General features: G+C 65.4%; 14 protein-coding genes. 7 read left to right on the top strand and 7 right to left on the bottom strand.

The window, feature by feature from the left end; translation table 11 throughout:
• Positions 1-85: 85 nt before the first annotated feature.
• Complete coding sequence (locus AC5P56_RS13355) at positions 86-457, top strand: hypothetical protein (RefSeq protein WP_134731698.1); 372 nt, start codon at positions 86-88, stop codon at positions 455-457.
• Positions 458-553: 96 nt separating this feature from the next.
• On the opposite strand, the gene AC5P56_RS13350 is transcribed toward AC5P56_RS13355, so the two are convergent.
• The 4 genes from AC5P56_RS13350 to AC5P56_RS13335 form a co-directional block, all read right to left on the bottom strand.
• Positions 554-2305 carry a WG repeat-containing protein gene (locus AC5P56_RS13350; RefSeq protein ID WP_241887019.1) on the bottom strand — a complete coding sequence of 584 codons (1752 nt, stop codon included), beginning with the start codon at positions 2303-2305 and terminating at the stop codon, positions 554-556.
• 158 nt (positions 2306-2463) lie between these two features.
• Entirely contained in the window at positions 2464-5055 is a 2592-nt protein-coding gene (gene acnB / locus AC5P56_RS13345; protein WP_241886778.1) for a bifunctional aconitate hydratase 2/2-methylisocitrate dehydratase, read from the bottom strand.
• Between the two features lie 43 nt (positions 5056-5098).
• Positions 5099-5497, bottom strand: coding sequence for a type II toxin-antitoxin system VapC family toxin (locus AC5P56_RS13340; protein ID WP_005416402.1), 399 nt, complete (start codon positions 5495-5497; stop codon positions 5099-5101).
• A 6-nt stretch (positions 5498-5503) separates the two neighbouring features.
• Complete coding sequence (locus tag AC5P56_RS13335) at positions 5504-5728, bottom strand: AbrB/MazE/SpoVT family DNA-binding domain-containing protein (RefSeq protein ID WP_005409505.1); 225 nt, start codon at positions 5726-5728, stop codon at positions 5504-5506.
• A 302-nt stretch (positions 5729-6030) separates the two neighbouring features.
• Here AC5P56_RS13335 and acnA point away from each other — a divergent pair, with 302 nt between their 5' ends.
• Entirely contained in the window at positions 6031-8784 is a 2754-nt protein-coding gene (gene acnA / locus AC5P56_RS13330; RefSeq protein WP_445978987.1) for an aconitate hydratase AcnA, read from the top strand.
• 128 nt (positions 8785-8912) lie between these two features.
• Here acnA and AC5P56_RS13325 read toward each other — a convergent pair whose 3' ends face one another.
• Positions 8913-10463 (bottom strand): BCCT family transporter, encoded by a 1551-nt coding sequence (locus AC5P56_RS13325; protein ID WP_014647012.1) that lies wholly within the window; start codon positions 10461-10463, stop codon positions 8913-8915.
• Positions 10464-10631: 168 nt separating this feature from the next.
• On the opposite strand from AC5P56_RS13325, the gene betI reads away from it, so the two are divergent.
• The 5 genes from betI to AC5P56_RS13300 all read left to right on the top strand — a co-directional run bounded on the left by betI (position 10632) and on the right by AC5P56_RS13300 (position 17449).
• Complete coding sequence (betI, locus tag AC5P56_RS13320; protein WP_014647011.1) at positions 10632-11222, top strand: transcriptional regulator BetI; 591 nt, start codon at positions 10632-10634, stop codon at positions 11220-11222.
• Positions 11223-11260: 38 nt separating this feature from the next.
• Positions 11261-12733 carry a betaine-aldehyde dehydrogenase gene (betB, locus tag AC5P56_RS13315; protein WP_014647010.1) on the top strand — a complete coding sequence of 491 codons (1473 nt, stop codon included), beginning with the start codon at positions 11261-11263 and terminating at the stop codon, positions 12731-12733.
• 101 nt (positions 12734-12834) lie between these two features.
• Positions 12835-14517: a choline dehydrogenase gene (gene betA / locus AC5P56_RS13310; protein WP_014647009.1), complete on the top strand. Its 1683-nt coding sequence runs from the start codon at positions 12835-12837 to the stop codon at positions 14515-14517.
• A 221-nt stretch (positions 14518-14738) separates the two neighbouring features.
• Entirely contained in the window at positions 14739-16415 is a 1677-nt protein-coding gene (locus tag AC5P56_RS13305; RefSeq protein ID WP_014647008.1) for a long-chain fatty acid--CoA ligase, read from the top strand.
• Positions 16416-16576: 161 nt separating this feature from the next.
• Positions 16577-17449: a crotonase/enoyl-CoA hydratase family protein gene (locus AC5P56_RS13300; RefSeq protein WP_014647007.1), complete on the top strand. Its 873-nt coding sequence runs from the start codon at positions 16577-16579 to the stop codon at positions 17447-17449.
• A 70-nt stretch (positions 17450-17519) separates the two neighbouring features.
• On the opposite strand, the gene AC5P56_RS13295 is transcribed toward AC5P56_RS13300, so the two are convergent.
• Positions 17520-19697, bottom strand: coding sequence for a response regulator (locus tag AC5P56_RS13295; protein WP_495231725.1), 2178 nt, complete (start codon positions 19695-19697; stop codon positions 17520-17522).
• Positions 19694-20839 carry a cyclic di-GMP phosphodiesterase response regulator RpfG gene (gene rpfG / locus AC5P56_RS13290; RefSeq protein ID WP_495231724.1) on the bottom strand — a complete coding sequence of 382 codons (1146 nt, stop codon included), beginning with the start codon at positions 20837-20839 and terminating at the stop codon, positions 19694-19696. Before rpfG ends, AC5P56_RS13295 begins: the two co-directional genes overlap by 4 nt.
• Positions 20840-20856 lie beyond the last annotated feature (17 nt).

Below are 20856 nucleotides of genomic sequence, written 5' to 3'. Positions count from 1 at the left end.
GTGCCGGCTTTCATCGGGGTTCTTCGTTTCAACGCGCTACCCGCATGTGTGCTTTGATAGCGGTATTGCACAAGGAATGCTGCACATGATCAAAGGCATATGGAAGGCCGCCCTGGCGGCCGTACTGCTTTCATTGCCACTGGCACCCGCCAGCGCCAGTGGCGATCTGTTCTACTTCGAGGCCAAGCAGGGTGATGTGTTCTTCATGCTGATGCTGGTGGGTCGCGAAGATCCCGGCGCGGTAAGCGTCAGCTGGAAAGGCCCGTCTATCCCGCCGTACCCCAACGTGCATCGCCGCTACTACATCGAATTCAACCGTGCAAAGCGCCAGGCCTACGTGCGTCCACTTGACCGTGATGGACTGCCTTGGTTCGAGATGGATGTCTCCGGTAAGAGCGGCAACGTGCTGATCGGCGGCCGTCGGCTGGAAGGCAGCGCAGACTGGACCGTGCAGTAGCGCCGGAAGCCTGAGCGTTGCGTTGTTTCCAACACGCCCAGATTTTCCATTTGGATCGCACCAGGCTCCAGCCATACCAGGCAGTCAATGGTCCGACTATTGGCTGGGACGAGGATGCAGACGCCCCAGAACGGTCCCGTCGAGCTTGATCAGCTCCAAGGTCTGATCTGTCTTCAACGTCTCAAACAGACCATCCGGTCGAGAATGAATCGATAGAAATCCCTGTTCGAACAGCGTCGTTTCTGTGTCCGGGTCAAGAAAATTAACCGTAATATCACCGGCACTGTTTCGCTCACGCACTGAAACCAGGCCTTTCGAAACATTCACGTAGCCGTAGCGGGGCGCCAGCCTCCACCGCCCCGACTCATCCAGAAGACCCCAACGGCCACGTAGTGAGAGCGCATAGACTCTTGTTCCATCCGCCAAAAAATCCGGTAAGGGATCATGCAGCGTGAAATCAGCCACCGCATTGCCACGCAGATCGAGTATGTGATACCCGGGGTCATATCCCGGCCGTTCGAATGCCGCGACCAGATTCGGACCCAATGGTCTTATTCGACGGTAACGAGGAGGAATCAGCCAAGCACCCGTAGCATCTATTACACCCCATCCTCCATCGGCTTGGGCCAACAGCAGTTGGTCATCCAGTCCTTCCGCGGTTTGAAAAGGCGCAAGTCGGTAGTACAGGGAAGACGAGATGCTGCCATCTTCCAGCATCATGAAACGCACCCCCGCTTCGCCGGGCTTTTGATACTCGACGATCCTGCGGTTCAACGGATGCAGGCCTGCAGCGCGTTGCAGGGAGCGCAGCGACCCATCCAGGCCTACAACGTATTCATCATCTTCCGAACTGAAGATTACATACCCCACTCGTTCAGCGAACTCATCTGTCTTCATACAGTGGCCTGCAGGCGTCGGAAACATCAAACCCGCGCGCGTGAAATGCAGGCACTGGCCGTCTTCGGCTACCGCAGAAAGCAGGTACCCACCCCGACCAAACTTGAACCGATATCGACCCATGGGCGCCACTTGCACCCCGTGGGGATCCAGCACCGTGTCGTTCCCGCCCTGGGTGGCGAGCGCGAAACCCGAACTGTTGAAGGTCATCTGATCGTAGTCCTGGCGCCCTATGCCTGCCAGTGATCGATCAACCAGGCCAAAGTGGACACCATCGCGCGAAGCGATGGCCACTTCCCCCTCATGACCCACGGGACCAAAGCTACCAAAGACACTGAAAACGGGACCGGACCTGCCCTTTGCGTCAAGGAAGTGGGTCGTGCAGCGCCGCTTTTCACTGTTGCAGAGTTCTACAGCCGGGTTTCCTGCCCAGGACGCCGAGCGCAGGAGATCGATCTCGCCTTTCTCCTCAAACCGACGCACCAATCGGCCTCGTGCATTGAAGAAGTCGATTCGCGTGTACGCCTTGGGCGGGCTCCGCAGCAATACCTTGGCTTCGATCATCCCGTTGCCATGTGCCTCAACCGAGTCGTAATGCGCTTCAAGGACGATACGCCCTTCTGAATTCATGACGCCCCTGTTCTCCCCCCTTTCGAAGACCGCCACCCCATTTTTGAAGGGGCGGAGGTATTGCATTCCCCGATGCTCGACCAGTTGCCGGCCCGTGCCATCCAGCACCACGCAGCGACCCTCATGACAGAGGCTGTGGCGTGTAGTCCTGTCGAGACGGGGCGGCGGCTTGATAGACAGCGGCATCGCAGACGCCGGCGTTGCGCCGACCGATGGCGCCATGGTCAGAAGTGCGGAGGCCAGCAGAGCCCCGAAGGCCTGGGTGATGACGCTGCGGCGATGGGCAGGGCTGGGAGTCGTCAGCAGAAATGAATGGCGCATCTCAGGCAAGACCCGAATGGTGGGCATCCACGGTAGGCGCCATGCGTCGCCAGAGACATACAATTTCTCCGAAAGTGCCCTGTCCACAAAAAACCCCCGGCTTTCACCGGGGGTTCTTCATTTCAACGAGATGCCGGCCAGCGGCCGGCACTACCGCATCAGGCAGCGACCGTCTTGGCCACGTCCTGGTATTCCTCGATCTGGTCGAAGTTCATGTAGCGGTAGATCTCCGCGCCATTGGCGTTGATCACGCCGATGTCCGCCATGTACTCCTCCTTGGTCGGGATGCGGCCCAGGCGCGAGCAGATCGCCGCCAGTTCCGCCGAACCCAGGTACACGTTGGTGTTGCGGCCCAAGCGGTTCGGGAAGTTGCGGGTCGAGGTCGACATCGCGGTGGAGCCTTCGCGGATCTGCGCCTGGTTGCCCATGCACAGCGAGCAGCCCGGCATTTCCATGCGCGCGCCGGTAGCGCCGAAGGTGCCGTACACGCCTTCCTTGGTCAGCTCCGAAGCATCCATCTTGGTCGGCGGGGCCACCCACAGGCGGGTCGGCAGGTCACGCTTGCCTTCCAGCAGCTTCGCAGCGGCGCGGAAGTGACCGATGTTGGTCATGCACGAACCGATGAACACTTCGTCGATCTTGGCGCCGGCCACTTCGGACAGGGTCTTCACGTCGTCCGGGTCGTTCGGGCAGGCCACGATCGGCTCGTGGATGTCGGCCAGGTCGATCTCGATGACGGCGGCGTATTCGGCGTCGGCATCCGGCTCCAGCAGCTGCGGGTTGGCCAGCCACGCTTCCATCTTCTCGATGCGACGCTGCAGCGAACGCGGGTCCTGGTAACCCTCGGCAATCATCCACTTCAGCAGCGTGATGTTGCTGGTCAGGTACTCGATGATCGGTTCCTTGTTCAGGCGCACCGAGCAACCGGCCGCCGAACGCTCGGCCGAGGCATCGGACAGCTCGAACGCCTGTTCGACCTTCAGCTCCGGCAGGCCTTCGATTTCCAGGATGCGACCGGAGAAGATGTTCTTCTTGCCAGCCTTGGCCACGGTCAGCAGGCCCGACTTGATCGCGTACAGCGGGATCGCGTTGACCAGGTCACGCAGGGTCACGCCCGGCTGCATCTTGCCCTTGAAGCGCACCAGCACCGACTCCGGCATGTCCAGCGGCATCACGCCGGTGGCCGCGGCGAAGGCGACCAGGCCCGAACCGGCCGGGAACGAAATACCCACCGGGAAACGGGTGTGCGAGTCACCACCGGTGCCGACGGTGTCCGGCAGCAGCATGCGGTTGAGCCAGCTGTGGATCACGCCGTCGCCCGGGCGCAGCGAGACGCCGCCACGGGTGGAGATGAACTCCGGCAGGGTGTGGTGGGTCTTCACGTCCACCGGCTTCGGGTACGCGGCGGTATGGCAGAACGACTGCATCACCAGGTCGGCCGAGAAGCCCAGGCAGGCCAGGTCCTTCAGCTCGTCGCGGGTCATCGGGCCGGTGGTGTCCTGCGAGCCCACCGAGGTCATCTTCGGTTCGCAGTAGGTGCCCGGGCGCATGCCCTGGCCTTCCGGCAGGCCACAGGCGCGGCCGACCATCTTCTGCGCCAGCGAGAAGCCCTTGCCGGTGTCGACCGGCTGCACCGGCAGGCGGAACAGATCGGTCGGGGCCAGGCCCAGCGCTTCGCGCGCCTTGCCGGTCAGGCCACGGCCGATGATCAGCGGAATGCGGCCACCGGCACGCACTTCGTCGAACAGCACGTCGGACTTGACCTGGAACTCGGCGATCACTTCACCGTTCTTCAGCGCCTTGCCTTCATACGGACGCAGCTCGACCACATCGCCGTGTTCCATCTTCGACACGTCCAGCTCGATCGGCAGCGCGCCGGCATCTTCCATGGTGTTGTAGAAGATCGGGGCGATCTTGCCGCCCAGGCAGACGCCACCGGCGCGCTTGTTCGGGATGAACGGAATGTCATCGCCGGTCCACCACAGCACGCTGTTGGTGGCCGACTTGCGCGAGGAACCGGTGCCGACCACGTCGCCGACGTAGGCAACCAGGTGGCCCTTTTCCTTCAGCGACAGGATCTGCTGGATCGGGCCGCGCTTGCCGTCTTCTTCCGGGGTGAACGGCGCATCGTCGCGCTTGTTCTTCAGCATCGCCAGGGCGTGCATCGGAATGTCCGGGCGGGTGGTCGCGTCCGGTGCCGGCGACAGGTCGTCGGTGTTGGTCTCGCCCGGCACCTTGAACACGGTGACGGTCAGGCTCTGCGGCACTTCCGGATTGCTGGTGAACCACTCGGCATCGGCCCAGCTCTGCAGCACGGCCTGGGCGTTGGCGTTGCCGGCCTTGGCCTTTTCCTGCACGTCATGGAACGCATCGAACACCAGCAGGGTCTTCTTCAGGCCGTTGGCGGCGATGGTGCCGACGCTGGCGTCGTCCAGCAACTGCACCAGCGGGGCGACGTTGTAACCGCCGAGCATGGTGCCCAGCAGTTCGGTGGCGCGCTCGCGGCTGATCAGCGGGTTCTGCTCGCTGCCCAGGGCGATCGCCGCCAGGTACGAGGCCTTGACCTTGGCCGCGTCATCGACACCGGCCGGCACGCGATGGGTCAGCAGGTCGAGCAGGAACTCGGCCTCGCCCTGCGGCGGGTTCTTCAGCAGTTCGATGACATCGGCCGTCTGCTGCGCGCTCAGCGGCAGCGGCGGGATGCCAAGCGCAGCGCGCTCGGCGACGTGGTGGCGGTAGGCTTCCAACATGACAACTCCCGGGTAATGCGTAGGTTGAAATAACAAAGTGGGCTCAGGCGTGCGGCACGATCAGCTTCAGGCCCTTGAAGTAGTCGCGGTAAAACGTGTCGTTCCAGGTGATCAGGCCGTCACACTGCAGCAGTGCGTGGGCGCCGACCATGAATTCGTCCAGGCTGCGGCGGCTGCCGCCACGCTGGCGATGACGGCGGTGCATCTCGCCGGCGCGCAGCGCCGACTTGGCTTCCATCGGGTTGAAGTGCACGCCCATTTCTTCCAGCGCTTCGAGCACCTCGGCGCCGCCGCGCAGCGATGCGCAGACCTCGGCCAGGGTCGCGCCACAGACCACCACGCGGCCACCGACCAGGCTCTGCCGGAGGATGGCTTCCACGGCATCGGCCTGCGGACCATTGCTGAGCAGCTCGACCAGCACCGGTGAATCGACGGCGATCATCACGGCTTATTCCTCGTCACGCACCGCGCGTACCGCTGCGTCGGACGATTCGAAGCCGTCCAGCGCAAACTTGCCGCGCGCCCGTGAAATCGCATCGTCAACACTCTTGCGCAGGATGATGCGGCTGCCGTCCAGCTCGACCTTCAGCAGCGTGCCCTTGGTCAGGCCGAGGGCATCACGCACCGCCTTGGGCAGGGTGATCTGTCCGCGTTCTGCAACAGTGGCTTCCATCGGTAGGCCCTCCAGAGTATGCACAAATTATACATACTTCCCCGGGCATACTTCCACCCTGAACAGGACCGGCGCCCCGCCAGCCCTTGCCTCGCAAAGGATCGGCCACAAACGTGACATACGCCATACACCTTCCCCTGTAGTCTGGAACCGATGCCGCAGGCCGGGACCCGGCCCGGATGAATCCATTCAGTCTGAGGTTCATACTGGGACGACCGGGGCCGTCAGGCCCGCGGCGACCGCAAGCAGGCCCGCCCATGCGCGGGCCACTGCAAGCCATCCGCAAGAAGGAGTTACCCCGCATGAGCGATTCGTTCTCCACCCGCAGCCAGCTGAACGTCGGCGGCAAGACCTACGACTACTTCAGCCTGCCCACGCTGGGCCAGCGCTTCGATATCTCCCACCTGCCCTACTCGATGAAGATCCTGCTGGAGAACCTGCTCCGGCACGAGGACGGCGGTATCACCGTCGGCAAGGACCACATCGAAGCCGTGGCCCGCTGGAACCCGGCGGCCGAGCCGGACACCGAGATCGCCTTCATGCCGGCGCGCGTGGTCCTGCAGGACTTCACCGGCGTGCCCTGCGTGGTCGACCTGGCCGCGATGCGCGACGCGGTCGTCAAGCTGGGCGGCTCGCCGGAGCAGATCAACCCGCAGATCCCCTCCGAACTGGTCATCGACCACTCGGTGCAGGTCGATGTGTTCGGCAAGCCGGACGCGCTGGACCTCAACGGCAAGATCGAGTTCCAGCGCAACCAGGAACGCTACGGCTTCCTGCGCTGGGGCCAGAAGGCCTTCGACAACTTCAAGGTGGTGCCGCCGAACACCGGCATCGTCCACCAGGTGAACCTGGAGAACCTGGCCCGCGTAGTGATGACCGCCGACAAGGACGGCAAGGCGGTCGCCTACCCCGATACCGTGTTCGGTACCGACAGCCACACCACCATGATCAACGGCATCGGCGTGCTTGGCTGGGGCGTGGGCGGCATCGAAGCCGAGGCCGCCATGCTCGGCCAACCGTCGTCGATGCTGATTCCGCAGGTGGTCGGCTTCAAGCTGACCGGCAAGCTGCCCGAGGGTGCCACCGCTACGGACCTGGTGCTGACCGTCACCCAGATGCTGCGCAAGCTGGGCGTCGTCGGCAAGTTCGTCGAGTTCTACGGTGACGGCCTGCAGCACCTGCCGCTGGCCGACCGTGCCACCATCGGCAACATGGCCCCGGAGTACGGCGCCACCTGCGGCATCTTCCCGATCGACGCCGAATCGCTGAACTACCTGCGCCTGTCCGGCCGCAGCGAAGAGCAGATCGACCTGGTCGAAGCCTATGCCAAGGCACAGGGCCTGTGGCACGAACCGGGCAGCCCGCATGCCCAGTACAGCACCACGCTGGAACTGGACATGGGCACGGTGAAGCCGTCGCTGGCCGGCCCGAAGCGTCCGCAGGACCGCGTGCTGCTGGAGGACGTGCAGAAGAACTACCGCGAAGCACTGGTTGGCATGACCAGCAACCGCGACAAGCGCAGTGATGATGTTTCCTCGTTCGTCAATGAAGGCGGCGGCGCGGCGGTCGGCAACGAGCAGCTGGCCAAGGGCTTCGCCGACATCGAGATCGAAGGCCGCAAGGTGCGGCTGAAGGATGGCGCGGTGGTCATCGCCGCCATCACCTCCTGCACCAATACCTCCAACCCGGCGGTGATGATCGGTGCCGGCCTGCTGGCCCGCAATGCGGCCGCCAAGGGCCTGAACCGCCAGCCGTGGGTGAAGACCTCGCTCGGGCCGGGCTCGCGCGTGGTCACGGACTACCTGGAAAAGGCCGGCGTGCTGAAGGAGCTGGAGAAGATCGGCTTCTACGTGGTCGGCTACGGCTGCACCACCTGCATCGGCAACTCCGGCCCGCTGCCGACCGAAGTCAGCGCCGGCATCGCCACCGGCGACCTGGTGGTCACCTCGGTGCTGTCGGGCAACCGCAACTTCGAGGGTCGCGTGCACCCCGAAGTGAAGATGAACTACCTGGCAAGCCCGCCGCTGGTGGTGGCCTATGCCATCGCCGGCACCACCGACATCGACCTGACCACCCAGCCGCTGGGCACCGGCAGCGATGGCCAGCCGGTGTTCCTGCGCGACATCTGGCCGAGCAACAAGGAAATCGGCGATGTCATCGCCGCCACCATCGGCCCGGAGATGTTCAAGCAGAACTACGCCGACGTGTTCAAGGGCGACACCCGCTGGAACACCATCGCCTCGCCGGACGGCAACCTGTACGCGTGGAGCGATGCCTCCACCTACATCAAGAACCCGCCGTACTTCGATGGCATGACCATGCAGACCGGCAGCATCGACGACGTGCACGGCGCACGCGTGATGGGCCTGTTCGGCGATTCGATCACCACCGACCACATCTCCCCGGCCGGCAACATCAAGAAGGACTCGCCGGCGGGCCGCTTCCTGCAGCAACGCGGCGTGCAGCCGGCCGACTTCAACAGCTACGGCAGCCGCCGCGGCAACGATGACGTCATGGTCCGCGGCACCTTCGCCAACATCCGCATCAAGAACCTGATGTTCGGTGGCGAGGAAGGCGGCAACACCCTGTACTACCCCGCCGGCGGTGGCCAGCCGGAGAAGCTGGCGATCTACGATGCGGCCATGAAGTACAAGGCCGACAAGGTGCCGCTGGTGGTGCTGGCCGGCAAGGAATACGGCACCGGTTCGTCGCGCGACTGGGCGGCCAAGGGCACCCTGCTGCTGGGGGTGAAGGCGGTCATCGCCGAAAGCTTCGAGCGCATCCACCGCTCCAACCTGGTCGGCATGGGCGTGCTGCCGCTGCAGTTCCGCAACGGCGAGAACGCGCAGAGCCTTGGCCTGGACGGCTCGGAAGTGATCGACATCACCGGCCTGCAGGACGGTGCCAGCAAGCGCGCCACGGTCACCGCGACCAAGGCCGATGGCACGAAGAAGACCTTCGAGGTCTCGGTGATGCTGCTGACCCCGAAGGAAGTCGAGTACTTCCGTCATGGCGGCCTGCTGCAGTACGTGCTGCGCCAGCTGGCAGCCAAGTAACGGAAAAGGGCCGGATCCTTGCGGGTCCGGCCGTTTCCGTCTGCGATGCCCCCCTGTAGAGCCGAGCCTGCGCTCGGCTGCTTCTGCGCCAACAGCAGCCGAGCATGGGCTCGGCTCTACAGACGCGCTCAGCGGCGGGGTGCGTCCGGGTCGGTGCGCAGCGCCTTCAGCAGGCCCCACATGTAGAACGCCAGGGTGAACGAGAACGGCAGGCCACACAGCACCACCGCCGTCTGCATCGCACTGAAATTGCCGGCCAGCAGCAGGCCGACGCTGGCCACGGTAATGCCGGCCGCCCAGAACACGCGCAGCCAGATCGGCGCGTCATGGCCGTCTTCCACACCATCGTCAACGCGACGGGTGCACAGGTTGGCGATCATCAGCGTGCCCGAGTCGACCGGGGTCAGGAACAGCACGAAGCCGATCACCACCGCCGCACCGGCAACGTACGGCGCGCCGGGCAGGTATTCCAGCAGCTTGAACAGCGTCATCGCCGCATCGTGCTGGGCCACCTCACCCAGGATCGCCTGGCCGTGGTTGAGCACCAGGTCGATGGCGGTGTTGCCGAAGATCGACAGCCAGGCCAAGGTGAAGCCGAGCGGGATCAGCAGCACGCCCATGATCACTTCGCGGATGGTGCGGCCACGCGAGATGCGCGCCACGAAAAGGCCGACGAACGGCGCCCAGGCGATCCACCAGGCCCAGTAGAACAGCGTCCACGAGCCCATCCACTCACGGCCCTTCGGGTCGTTGAGGTACATGTCGAAGCTCTTGCGCACGAACGCGCCAAGGTAATCGCCGGTGTTCTGGATCAGACCGTCGAACAGGTGCAGGGTCGGGCCGGTGACCAGCACGAACAGCAGCAGGCCACACAGCAGGCGCACGTTGAGGTTGGACAGCCAGGCAATGCCCTTTTCCACACCGGCGACCACGCCGATGGTGGCCACCACCATCATCACCAGCACGATGGCCACCAGCACCTGCGGCGTATCCGGGATGTGGAACAGGTAGACCAGGCCGGACTGCACCACCAGCGCGCCGATGCCGAGATTGGTCACCATCGAGATCAGCGTGGCCAGGATGCCGAAACCATCGACCATGTCGCCGATGCGACCGTGGATGCGCTCACCGAAGATCGGGTACAGCGCCGAGCGCAGCGCCAGCGGCAGGTCGCGGCGGTACGCGAAGTAGCCCAGCGCCACGCCGACCAGCGCGTACAGCGCCCAGCCGTGCAGGCCCCAGTGCAGGAAGGTCAGCACCATCGCTTCGCGGCCGGCGGCCACGGTCCCGCCGGGTTGCCCGGGCGGATGCAGGAAATGGTCCAGCGGCTCGTAGGCACCGTAGTACAGCAGCGCGATGCCGATGCCGGCCGAGAACAGCATCGAGACCCAGGCAACGTAGCCAAACGCCGGTGACTCCTCGTTGTGGCCCAGGCGGATGCGGCCATACGGCGAGAACGCCAGCCACAGCACGAAGCCCAGGCACAGCACGATCAGCAGCATGTACCACCAGCCGAACGCGGCCGACACCTCGGCCTGCGCCCATTGCAGCCAGTGCTCGCTGCCTTCGGGATAGAGAACGGTGAGCAGCCCGAGGATGCCGATCGACACCGAGGAGCTGAGAAAGACAAAACGGTTCAAGCGCAGGGGCGAACGCTTGGGATGAGCCAGGGAAGACATGGGATCGTCTCATCAGTCCGGGGGAGCACATGGGCGGGGCCGGACCGGTAAACCGGGCCCATGGCGTGGGGCGCGAGCGCATCCTAGGGTTTATTGATTGAACGTTCAATCAATAAAAAGCATAATGGCGGGCAGCCGATCCTTCGGGTCGCAATCCGTGGAGAGACAATGCCGAAGAAAGGCGTGGAACCGGTACGGCGCGAACAGCTGATCCGGGCCACTTTCCAGACCATCGACGAGATCGGCATGGCCGACGCGACCGTCGCCACCATCGCGAAGAAGGCAGGGCTGTCCAGCGGCATCGTCGCCCACTACTTTGGCGACAAGGACGGCCTGCTCAATGCTGCAATGCGGCAGATCCTGCGCGAACTGAAGGACGCCGTCGCCCGCTACCGCGCCGAGGCCAGCGATGACCCCCGCGAGCAGTTGCGTGCCATCGTCGATGGCAACTTCGACGACAGCCAGATCAACGGTACGGCAATGCGCGTCTGGCTCACGTTCTGGGCCGCCAGCATGCACCAGCCGGAACTGGCCCGGCTGCAGCGCGCCAACGACCAGCGCCTGTTCTCCAACCTGTGCCACCAGTTCAACCGCCTGCTGCCCCACCCGCAGGCCCGCCTGGCCGCCCGTGGCCTGGCCGCGATGATCGACGGCCTGTGGCTGCGTGGCAGCCTGGTCGGCGGCCAGTTCAACGCCGACAAGTCGCGGCGCATCGCCTACGGCTACATCGACTTCCAGTTGCAGGCTGCCGCGCTATAAGCGCTTCAGCACCCGCCCCCTTCCAAGGAGTACGCCCCATGACCACCCTGCCCGTCCAACAGCTCTACATCCACGGCCAGCGCGTCGATGCCACCAGCGGCAAGACCTTCAAGACCGTCAACCCGGCCACCGGTGAGGTGATCGCCGAAGTGCAGGTTGCCAGCCAGGCCGACGTCGAGCGCGCCGTGCAGAGCGCGGCCGAAGGCCAGAAGGTGTGGGCCGCGATGACGGCCATGGAGCGCTCGCGCATCCTGCGCCGCGCCGTCGAGCTCCTGCGCGAGCGCAACGACGAACTGGCCCACCTGGAAACCCTGGACACCGGCAAGGCGCTGGCCGAGACCACCACCGTGGACATCGTCACCGGCGCCGACGTGGTCGAGTACTACGCTGGCCTGGCCACCGCCATCGAAGGCATCCAGCTGCCGCTGCGCGAATCGAGCTTCTTCTACACCCGCCGCGAACCGCTGGGCGTGGTGGCCGGCATCGGCGCCTGGAACTACCCGATCCAGATCGCCATGTGGAAGTCGGCCCCGGCCCTCGCCGCCGGCAATGCGATGGTGTTCAAGCCGTCCGAAGTGACCCCGTTGACCGCGATCCGGCTGGCCGAGATCTACACCGAAGCCGGCGTGCCGGCCGGCGTGTTCAACGTCGTGCAGGGCCCGGGCCGCGAGATCGGGCAGTGGCTGACCGAGCACCCGGTGATCGAGAAGATTTCCTTCACCGGCGGCGTCGCCACCGGCAAGAAGGTCATGGCCAGCGCGGCGTCCTCGTCGCTGAAGGAAGTGACCATGGAGCTGGGCGGCAAGTCGCCGCTGGTGATCTGCGATGACGCCGATCTGGACCGCGCCGCCGACATCGCGGTGATGGCCAACTTCTTCAGCTCCGGCCAGGTCTGCACCAACGGCACCCGCGTGTTCGTGCCGCGCAGCATGCTGGCCGCGTTCGAGGCCGCCGTTGTCGAGCGCGTCAAGCGCATCCGCATCGGCGACCCGATGGCCGCCGAGACCAACTTCGGCCCGCTGACCAGCTTCCCGCACATGGAAAACGTGCTGCGCTACATCGAAAGCGGCAAGGCCGAAGGCGCCCGCCTGCTGACCGGCGGCGGCCGTGCCACCGAAGGCGCGCTGGCCAATGGCGCGTACGTGCTGCCGACCGTGTTCTCCGACTGCCGCGATGACATGACGATTGTCCGGGAAGAGATCTTCGGGCCGGTGATGAGCATCCTCGCCTACGACGACGAAGACGAAGTGGTGCGTCGTGCCAACGACACCACCTTCGGCCTCGCCGCCGGCGTGGTCAGCAAGGACGTCAGCCGCGCCCACCGCATCATCCACCGCCTGGAAGCCGGCATCTGCTGGATCAACACCTGGGGCGAATCGCCGGCCGAAATGCCCGTCGGTGGCTACAAGGAATCCGGCGTCGGCCGCGAGAACGGCATCTCGACCCTCGGCCACTACACCCGCATCAAGTCGGTGCAGGTCGAGCTGGGCGACTACGCCAGCGTGTTCTGACCGGCGCGCCGCCAGCACGCCCCATCGTCCGGCCACCGCGCCGATCCGACATCCCGCCGGGACGCCTGCATGCAGCGCGCCCCGGCCTGCAGGAGACACCCATGAGCACCCACAACGAGTACGACTACATCATCATCGGCGCCGGTTCGGCCGGCAACGTGCTGGCTACCCGCCTCACCGAAGATGCCGATGTCAGCGTGCTGCTGCTGGAAGCCGGTGGCCCGGACTACCGGCTCGACTTCCGTACCCAGATGCCGGCGGCACTGGCCTTCCCACTGCAGGGCAAGCGCTACAACTGGGCGTACAAGACCGATCCGGAGCCCTTCATGAACAACCGCCGCATGGACTGCGGCCGCGGCAAGGGCCTGGGCGGCTCGTCGCTGATCAACGGCATGTGCTACATCCGCGGCAACGCGATGGACTATGACAACTGGGCCAGCATGCCGGGCCTGGAAGACTGGACCTACCTGGACTGCCTGCCCTACTTCCGCAAGGCCGAAACCCGTGATATCGGCCCCAATGACTACCACGGTGGCGACGGCCCGCTGCGCGTTACCACGCCCAAGGCCGGCAACAACGAGCTGTTCGCTGCGATGGTCGAAGCCGGCGTGCAGGCCGGCTACCCGCGCACCGACGACCTCAACGGCTACCAGCAGGAAGGTTTCGGCCCGATGGACCGCACGGTGACCCCGAAGGGCCGTCGTTCCAGCACCGCCCGCGGCTACCTGGACCTGGCCAAGCCGCGCCCGAACCTGACCATCGTCACCCACGCGCTGACCGACCGCATCCTGTTCTCGGGCAAGCGTGCGGTGGGCGTGCAGTGGCTGCACAGCGACCAGCCGCAGCGCGCCACCGCCCGCCGCGAAGTGCTGCTGTGCGGCGGCGCCATCGCCTCGCCGCAGATCCTGCAGCGCTCGGGCGTCGGCCCGGCCGACCTGCTGCGCAGCCTGGACATCGACCTGGTGCACCACCTGCCGGGCGTCGGCGCCAACCTGCAGGACCACCTCGAAATGTACCTGCAGTACGAGTGCAAGAAGCCGGTGTCGCTGGCGCCGGCACTGAAGCTGTACAACCAGCCGGCGATCGGTGCCGAGTGGCTGTTCCTGGGCACCGGCATCGGCGCCAGCAACCAGTTCGAGGCCGGTGGCTTCATCCGCAGCGACGCCGAATTCGACTGGCCGAACCTGCAGTACCACTTCCTGCCGGTGGCGATCAATTACAACGGCTCCAACCCGATCAAGGCGCACAGCTTCCAGATGCACGTCGGTTCGATGCGCTCACCCAGCCGCGGCCGCATCCACGTGCGCTCGAAGGACCCGCGCGAACATCCGAGCATCCTGTTCAACTACATGTCGCACGACCAGGACTGGCGCGAGTTCCGTGCGGCGATCCGCATCACCCGCGAGATCTTCGCGCAGCCGGCGCTGGCCCCGTACAGCGGCCGCGAGATCTCGCCGGGAAGCGCGCTGCAGACCGACGCGCAGATCGATGCGTTCGTGCGCGAGCACGCCGAGACTGCCTATCACCCGTCGTGCTCGAACAAGATGGGCCATGCCGACGATCCGATGGCGGTGGTCGATGGCCAGGGCCGCGTACACGGGCTGGAAGGCCTGCGCATCGTCGATGCCTCGATCATGCCGCAGGTGGTGACCGGCAACCTCAACGCGCCGACCATCATGATGGCCGAGAAGCTGGCCGACGTGATCCGCGGCCGCACCCCGCTCGCCCGTAGCACCGCGCCGTACTACAAGGCCAACGGCGCACCCGTTCGCAAGCAGGGTTGACGCAGCCGGCCCGCTTGGGGCCACGGTAGTGCCGGCCGCTGGCCGGCATCCATCGTATGGTCCGTCCAGCGCAGATGCCGGCCAGCGGCCAGCACTACCCAGCAAGGAGGCTCTTCGGGGCCTCTTCGCGTTTTCCCTACGGCGGGGTATGCTGCAATGACCGGCCGTTGTCGATACGCTCAGGGCCGGACCTAATACATCACGATTCCTGGAGGGGGAATATGAGTCTGGATCGTCCCTGGCTGCAGAGCTATCCGAAAGGCGTTCCCGCCGAGATCGACGTCAACGAGTTCCATTCGGTAGCTTCGGTCTTCGACGCTTCCGTCGCGAAATTCCGCGACCGTCCCGCCTACTCCAGCTTCGGCAAGGTCCTCACCTACGGCGAGACCGACGCGCTGGTCGAACAGTTCGCGGCCTACCTGCTCGGTGAGCTCAAGCTCAAGAAGGGTGACCGCGTCGCCCTGATGATGCCCAACTGCCTGCAGTACCCGGTGGCCACCTTCGGCGTGCTGCGCGCCGGCCTGACCGTGGTCAACGTCAACCCGCTGTACACCGCCCGCGAGCTCAAGCACCAGCTGGTCGATGCCGGCGTGACCGCGCTGGTGGTGGTCGACAACTTCGGCGACACCGTCGAGCAGGTCATCGCCGATACGCCGGTCAAGCATGTGGTCACCACCGGCCTTGGCGACCTGCTCGGCGCCAAGGGCGTGATCGTCAACTTCGTGCTGAAGTACATCAAGAAGATGGTGCCCAACTACCATCTCAAGGGCGCGGTGCGCTTCCGCCAGGCGCTCAAGCTCGGCAGCCGCCACAGCCTGCCCAAGGTCGAGATCGACCACGACGACATCGCGTTCCTGCAGTACACCGGCGGCACCACCGGCGTGGCCAAGGGCGCGATGCTGACCAACCGCAACCTGATCGCCAACATGCAGCAGGCCTCGGCCTGGATCAGTGCGTCCGGCATCGAGATGGGCAAGGAGTGGATCATCACCGCCCTGCCGCTGTACCACATCTTCGCGCTGACCGCGAACGGGCTGGTCTTCATGAAGTTCGGTGGCTGCAATCACCTGATCACCAACCCGCGCGACATGAAGGGCTTCGTCAAGGAGCTCAAGTCGGTGCGTTTCACCGCCATCACCGGCGTCAACACGCTGTTCAACGGCCTGCTCAACACCCCCGGTTTCGACACGGTCGACTTCTCCTCGCTGAAGGTCACCCTGGGCGGCGGCATGGCGGTGCAGCGCGCCGTCGCCGAGCGCTGGAAGAAGGTCACCGGCGTGACCCTGGTCGAGGCCTATGGCCTGACCGAGACCTCGCCGGCAGCCTGCATCAACCCGCTTACCCTGACCGAGTACAACGGCTCGATCGGCCTGCCGATCCCCTCCACCGATGCCTGCATCAAGGATGACAACAGTGCCATCCTGCCGCTGGGCGAGGTCGGCGAGCTCTGCATCAAGGGCCCGCAGGTGATGAAGGGCTACTGGCAGCGCCCGGAGGAAACGGCCAAGGCCATCGACGCGGACGGCTGGCTGCATACCGGCGACATGGCCAAGATGGACGAACACGGCTTCTTCTACATCGTCGACCGCAAGAAGGACATGATCCTGGTGTCCGGCTTCAACGTGTACCCGAACGAAGTCGAGGACGTGATCGCGATGATGCCGGGCGTGCTGGAAGTGGCCGCGGTCGGCGTCCCGGACGACAAGTCCGGCGAGGTGGTGAAGGTGGTCATCGTGAAGAAGGACCCGAACCTGACCGCCGAAATGGTCAAGGAGCATGCCCGGGCCAACCTGACCGGCTACAAGCACCCCAAAATCGTTGAATTCCGAAAGGAGCTGCCGAAGACCAACGTCGGCAAGATCCTCCGTCGCGAACTCCGCGATACGCCCGCCCAGTAAGGGTTTGCGGCAATCTGGACAGTGCAGGGCCCGGGGCGGAAACGTCCCGGGCCCTTTCGCATGCGACGCCGCTGAGGCGGTGTAGCATCGCCGCGTGTGTGGACCGTTCGGCCCGCCGGCCACCCACCTGACACTGCGGGCCGCATGCCGAGGACCCTTCCATGAGTACCATCGAAAAGCTGCCTTCAAGCGGCTCACCGTTCGCCACCATCCGTACCGAAGACAGCGCCGACGGCGCTGCCCACTGGCTGTTCATGCACGCCGATGCCGCCACCGGGATCCGTCCCTGCTGCCGCAAGGACATGCTCGACGAAATGTGGAGCTACATGGCGGCCATCACCCGCAGCCCTGCCGAACGCCACAACGGGACATTGCGGCATTTCGTGCTGGCCTCCGATGCCGTCGCCTACAACCTGGGCGGCGACCTGGACCTGTTCACCCGCCTGATCCGCGAAGGCAACCGCGACCTCCTGCTGAACTACGCCCAGCGCTGCGTGGAGGGCGTGCACCACCTGCATACCGGGTTCGGCGGCGACGTCCGTTCGATCGCGCTGATCCAGGGTGACGCCCTCGGCGGCGGCCTGGAAATGGCCCTGGCCTGCCACACCATCGTCGCCGAGGAAGGCAGCGGACTGGGCCTGCCGGAGGTGCTGTTCGGCCTGTTCCCGGGCATGGGTGCGTACTCCTTCCTGTGCCGGCGCGTGTCCCCCCATCTGGCCGAGAAGATCATCCTCGACGGCCGGGTCTACAGTGCCGAGGAGATGCATGCCATGGGCGTGGTCGACGTGCTGGTGAAGAAGGGCGAAGGCCGGGCGGCGGTGGAGGAACTGATCCGCCAGCAGCAGCGCACGCCGCAGTCCTATCTGGCGATGAACGCCGCACGCGCCATCGCCCAGCCGGTCAGCTACGACGAACTGCTGGAGATCACCAAGGTATGGGTCGATTCCGCCCTCGCACTCGGCGACCGCTCGCTGCGCACCATGGATCGCCTGATCAAGGCCCAGACCCGTCGCGCCAGTCTCGACGCGGCCTGATTCCTTCCCTCCCCCAGGATGGGTTCAAGCCCGGCTGGCCACCGGGCTTTTTTTGGGTTCACGCCACGCCTCAGCGCGCTTCACCATCATCGGCGGCGCCGCGCATGCGGCGTTCGGCCCGCGCGTCCAGCGCGCGCCGACCTTCCTTGATCGCCTCCTGCAGGATGCCCAGGCGCTGACGCCATTCGGTCTTGAGCTGCCAGTCGGCCATCCGCATCAGCTCGCCGGCACGGTTGGACGCGCGCATCAGGCCGAGATTGCTGGCCACGCCCTTGATCGCGTGGGATTGTTCGCGGAACACATCCCACTGCGTGGCCTCGCCGGCCTGCTCGGCCTTGCCCATGCAGCTCGCCACGTCCTCCAGGCACTGGCGGATGAACTCACGTTCGAAGCCCTCGCCCATGCCCAGCGAAGCCAGTTCGTCCAGCACGCTGCTGTCGAGCACGCCATCCTGCAGCGGCGCCGCCGGTCGCACCACCGGTGCGGCCATGGTCTTCAGCTGGGCATTGCTGGCGATCTCGGCCAGCGTATCGAGCAGGCGCACCGCAACGACGGGCTTGGCCAGGAAGGCATGTGCGCCGGCCTGGGTACAGCGCTGGATCGCCTCGGGCGTTACATCCGCACTGAGTACCAGTACCGGCGTGCGCGGACCGCCGCCGGCCTGCATCACCCGCAGTTCCTTGAGCATGTCCAGCCCGCTCATGCCCGGCATGTGCAGATCGACGATGACCGCGTCGAACTCGCTGTCGGCCAGCGCATCCAGCACCGCCTCACCGCCGTCCACGCACAGCACGCGATGGCCGGCCTTCTGCAGCAGGCGCTGCAGGACCATGCGGTTGGCCTCGTGGTCGTCGGCCACCAGGATCTGCATGCTGCGCACGCGGGCGCGATGGCGCAGGAACGGATCGGCAAAAGCGATCACGTTGCCGCCCGGGCCCGCGTCTTCGTCGCCGCTCAGGCTCGGCACCGCGCCCGGCACCTGCGGCTGCGGCGGCGCGAACGGCAGCTCGACCCAGAAGTGGCTGCCGCGCGGCGGGTTTTCCAGATAACCGATGTCACCGTCCATCGCCTCGACCAGGCCTTTGGCGATGGTCGTGCCCAGCCCCGTCCCCTCGTGGCGGCGCGCCATGCTGACATCGGCCTGCTCGAACGCGTCGAACAGCCGTGCACGCATGGCAGGTGGCACGCCGATGCCGGTGTCGAGGATGTCGAAGCGCAACCGCACCGCCCCGCTGGCATCGGCCTGCACCACGCCGACACGTATCTCGACCCGGCCATGGTCGGTGAACTTGACCGCGTTGCCGGCCAGGTTCAGCAGGATCTGCCGCAGGTGCCCGACATCGCCGCGCACGCGTGGCGGCACACCATCGGCCACCTTCACCCGGTAATCCAGCCGTTTGGCCTTGGCCTGTGGCAACAGGATCAGACCGATCGCCTGGATCACGTCGGCCACGGCGAAGTCCTCGGCCACCACGCGCAGCTTGCCGGCCTCGATGGCCGAGATGTCCAGCACTTCCTCCACCAGTGCCAGCAGGCTGCGCGAGGACGCCTGGATGGTGTTGAGGCACTCGCGCTGCTCGTCATCCAGGCGCGTGGTGGCCAGCACTTCGGTCATGCCGTTGAGACCGTTCAACGGCGTGCGGAACTCATGGCTCATGTTGGCCAGGAACCGGCTCTTGGCCTCGCTGGCGCGGCGCGCCTCGGCCATCGCTTCGGTCAACTGCCGCAGCAATGTCGAGAAGTACAGCGGCACCGCTGCCAGGCCCAGCCAGAGGCCGATGGCCAGGCGGAAATTCTGTTGCCAGTAAGGCGTCAGCATCACGGTGCAACCGAAGCTCACCATCGCCATGGCCACCGCCACGTACAGATAGTGGTTGCCAAAGCGCAGGCCATTGCCGACCGTCACCCACATCACCACGATGTAGACCCAGGCCAGCGGCTCACCCATCTGCACCATGCCGGCAGCAATGAGGCCGTAGTCAGCCAGCATGCCCAGCACGCGGCGGGGATCGGAACGCGCCGGCCGCCACAGCAGCCAGCCGAACAGCAACAGTGACAGGCTCAGGCCGGTCAGCACGATCGCCAGCACACCGACGTACTGGGTGTGCGGCAGATCGTGGCGCGGTGCCGGCAACAGTACGTAGGCCAGGATCAGGCTGATCAGCACGATGCGGACGATCTGCTGGCCGTGCTCGCTGTCCTGGCGCTGGGACAGGCGCAGCCGCAGCTGCGACAACAGGCGTTTCACGCGCCCAGCCCCGGGCGCGCGGACGCCATCGAATGCTCGGCGCAGATCTGGTCGAGCTGTTCGCGGCCGCGCAGCAGCGCGTCCACGCATCGGGGATCGAACAGGCGGCCACGCTGGGCGTAGAGATAAGCCAGAGTGGCTTCCATGGTCCATGCTTCCTTGTACGGACGGGGCGAAATCAGGGCGTCGAAGACATCGGCGACGGCCACGATGCGCGCTTCCAGCGGAATCGCGTCGCCGACCAGCCCATCGGGATAGCCACTGCCGTCGTAGCGCTCATGATGACGCAGTGCGATCAACGCGCCAACCTGGATGAAGCGATTCTGGCTGCCGCTCAGCAGTTCATGGCCAATCCGCGGGTGCCGGCGCATGATCGCCAGTTCTTCCTCGTTGAGCTTGCCCTGCTTAAGCAGCACCGCATCGGGAATGGCGATCTTGCCCATGTCATGCAGCGGCGCAGCCATTTCGATCAGGCGCACCTCCTCTTCGGGCAGCCCGAGCTGTTCGGCGATCAGTCCGGCCACGCGCGCCATGCGCTCCAGGTAGGCGCTGGTGCCGGCATCACGGAACTCGATCGCGCGTGCCAGCCGCGACAGCGTCTCGCGCTCGCGCTCTTCGACCTCATGCATGCTGGCCAGCAGGCGCTGCTCCAGCGACAGCGCCCGCTGCTTCACGTTCTCGGTCTGCTGGCGCAGCTGCAGCAGGTTGTAGCAGCGCGCCCGCAGCTCGCGCGGGCGGATCGGCTTGACCAGGAAGTCGATGACGCCTGCTTCCAGTGCCGCTTGCCGGATCGGCTCGTCACCGACCACGGTGATCAGGATCACCGGAATGTCACGGTGCTTGGGCAGGCGACGGAAACGACGGGCGAATTCCAGCCCATCCATCTCCGGCATGCGGTAATCGAGCAGCAGCAGGTCGACCGGATGGGCTTCGCACCAGGCCAATGCGGTCAGCGGGTCTCCGAAGTCATACACGCTCAGTTCCGGCGCGATGTCTTCGATGACGTGACGCAGCATCGTCCGGCCCGAAGTCTGGTCGTCAACGATGACGATGTTCAACGCGTACTCTGCCTGGTTTCTCGACCACGCTGGATCATCAGCAGGCGAGGATACTCTGCCGCTGCGAACGCTCGCACCCTGCATCGGCCTGACTCCCGTGT

Source organism: Stenotrophomonas sp. YJH_SMC_131 (assembly GCF_059367975.1).
This window is presented reverse-complemented; position numbering and strand designations above follow the sequence as displayed.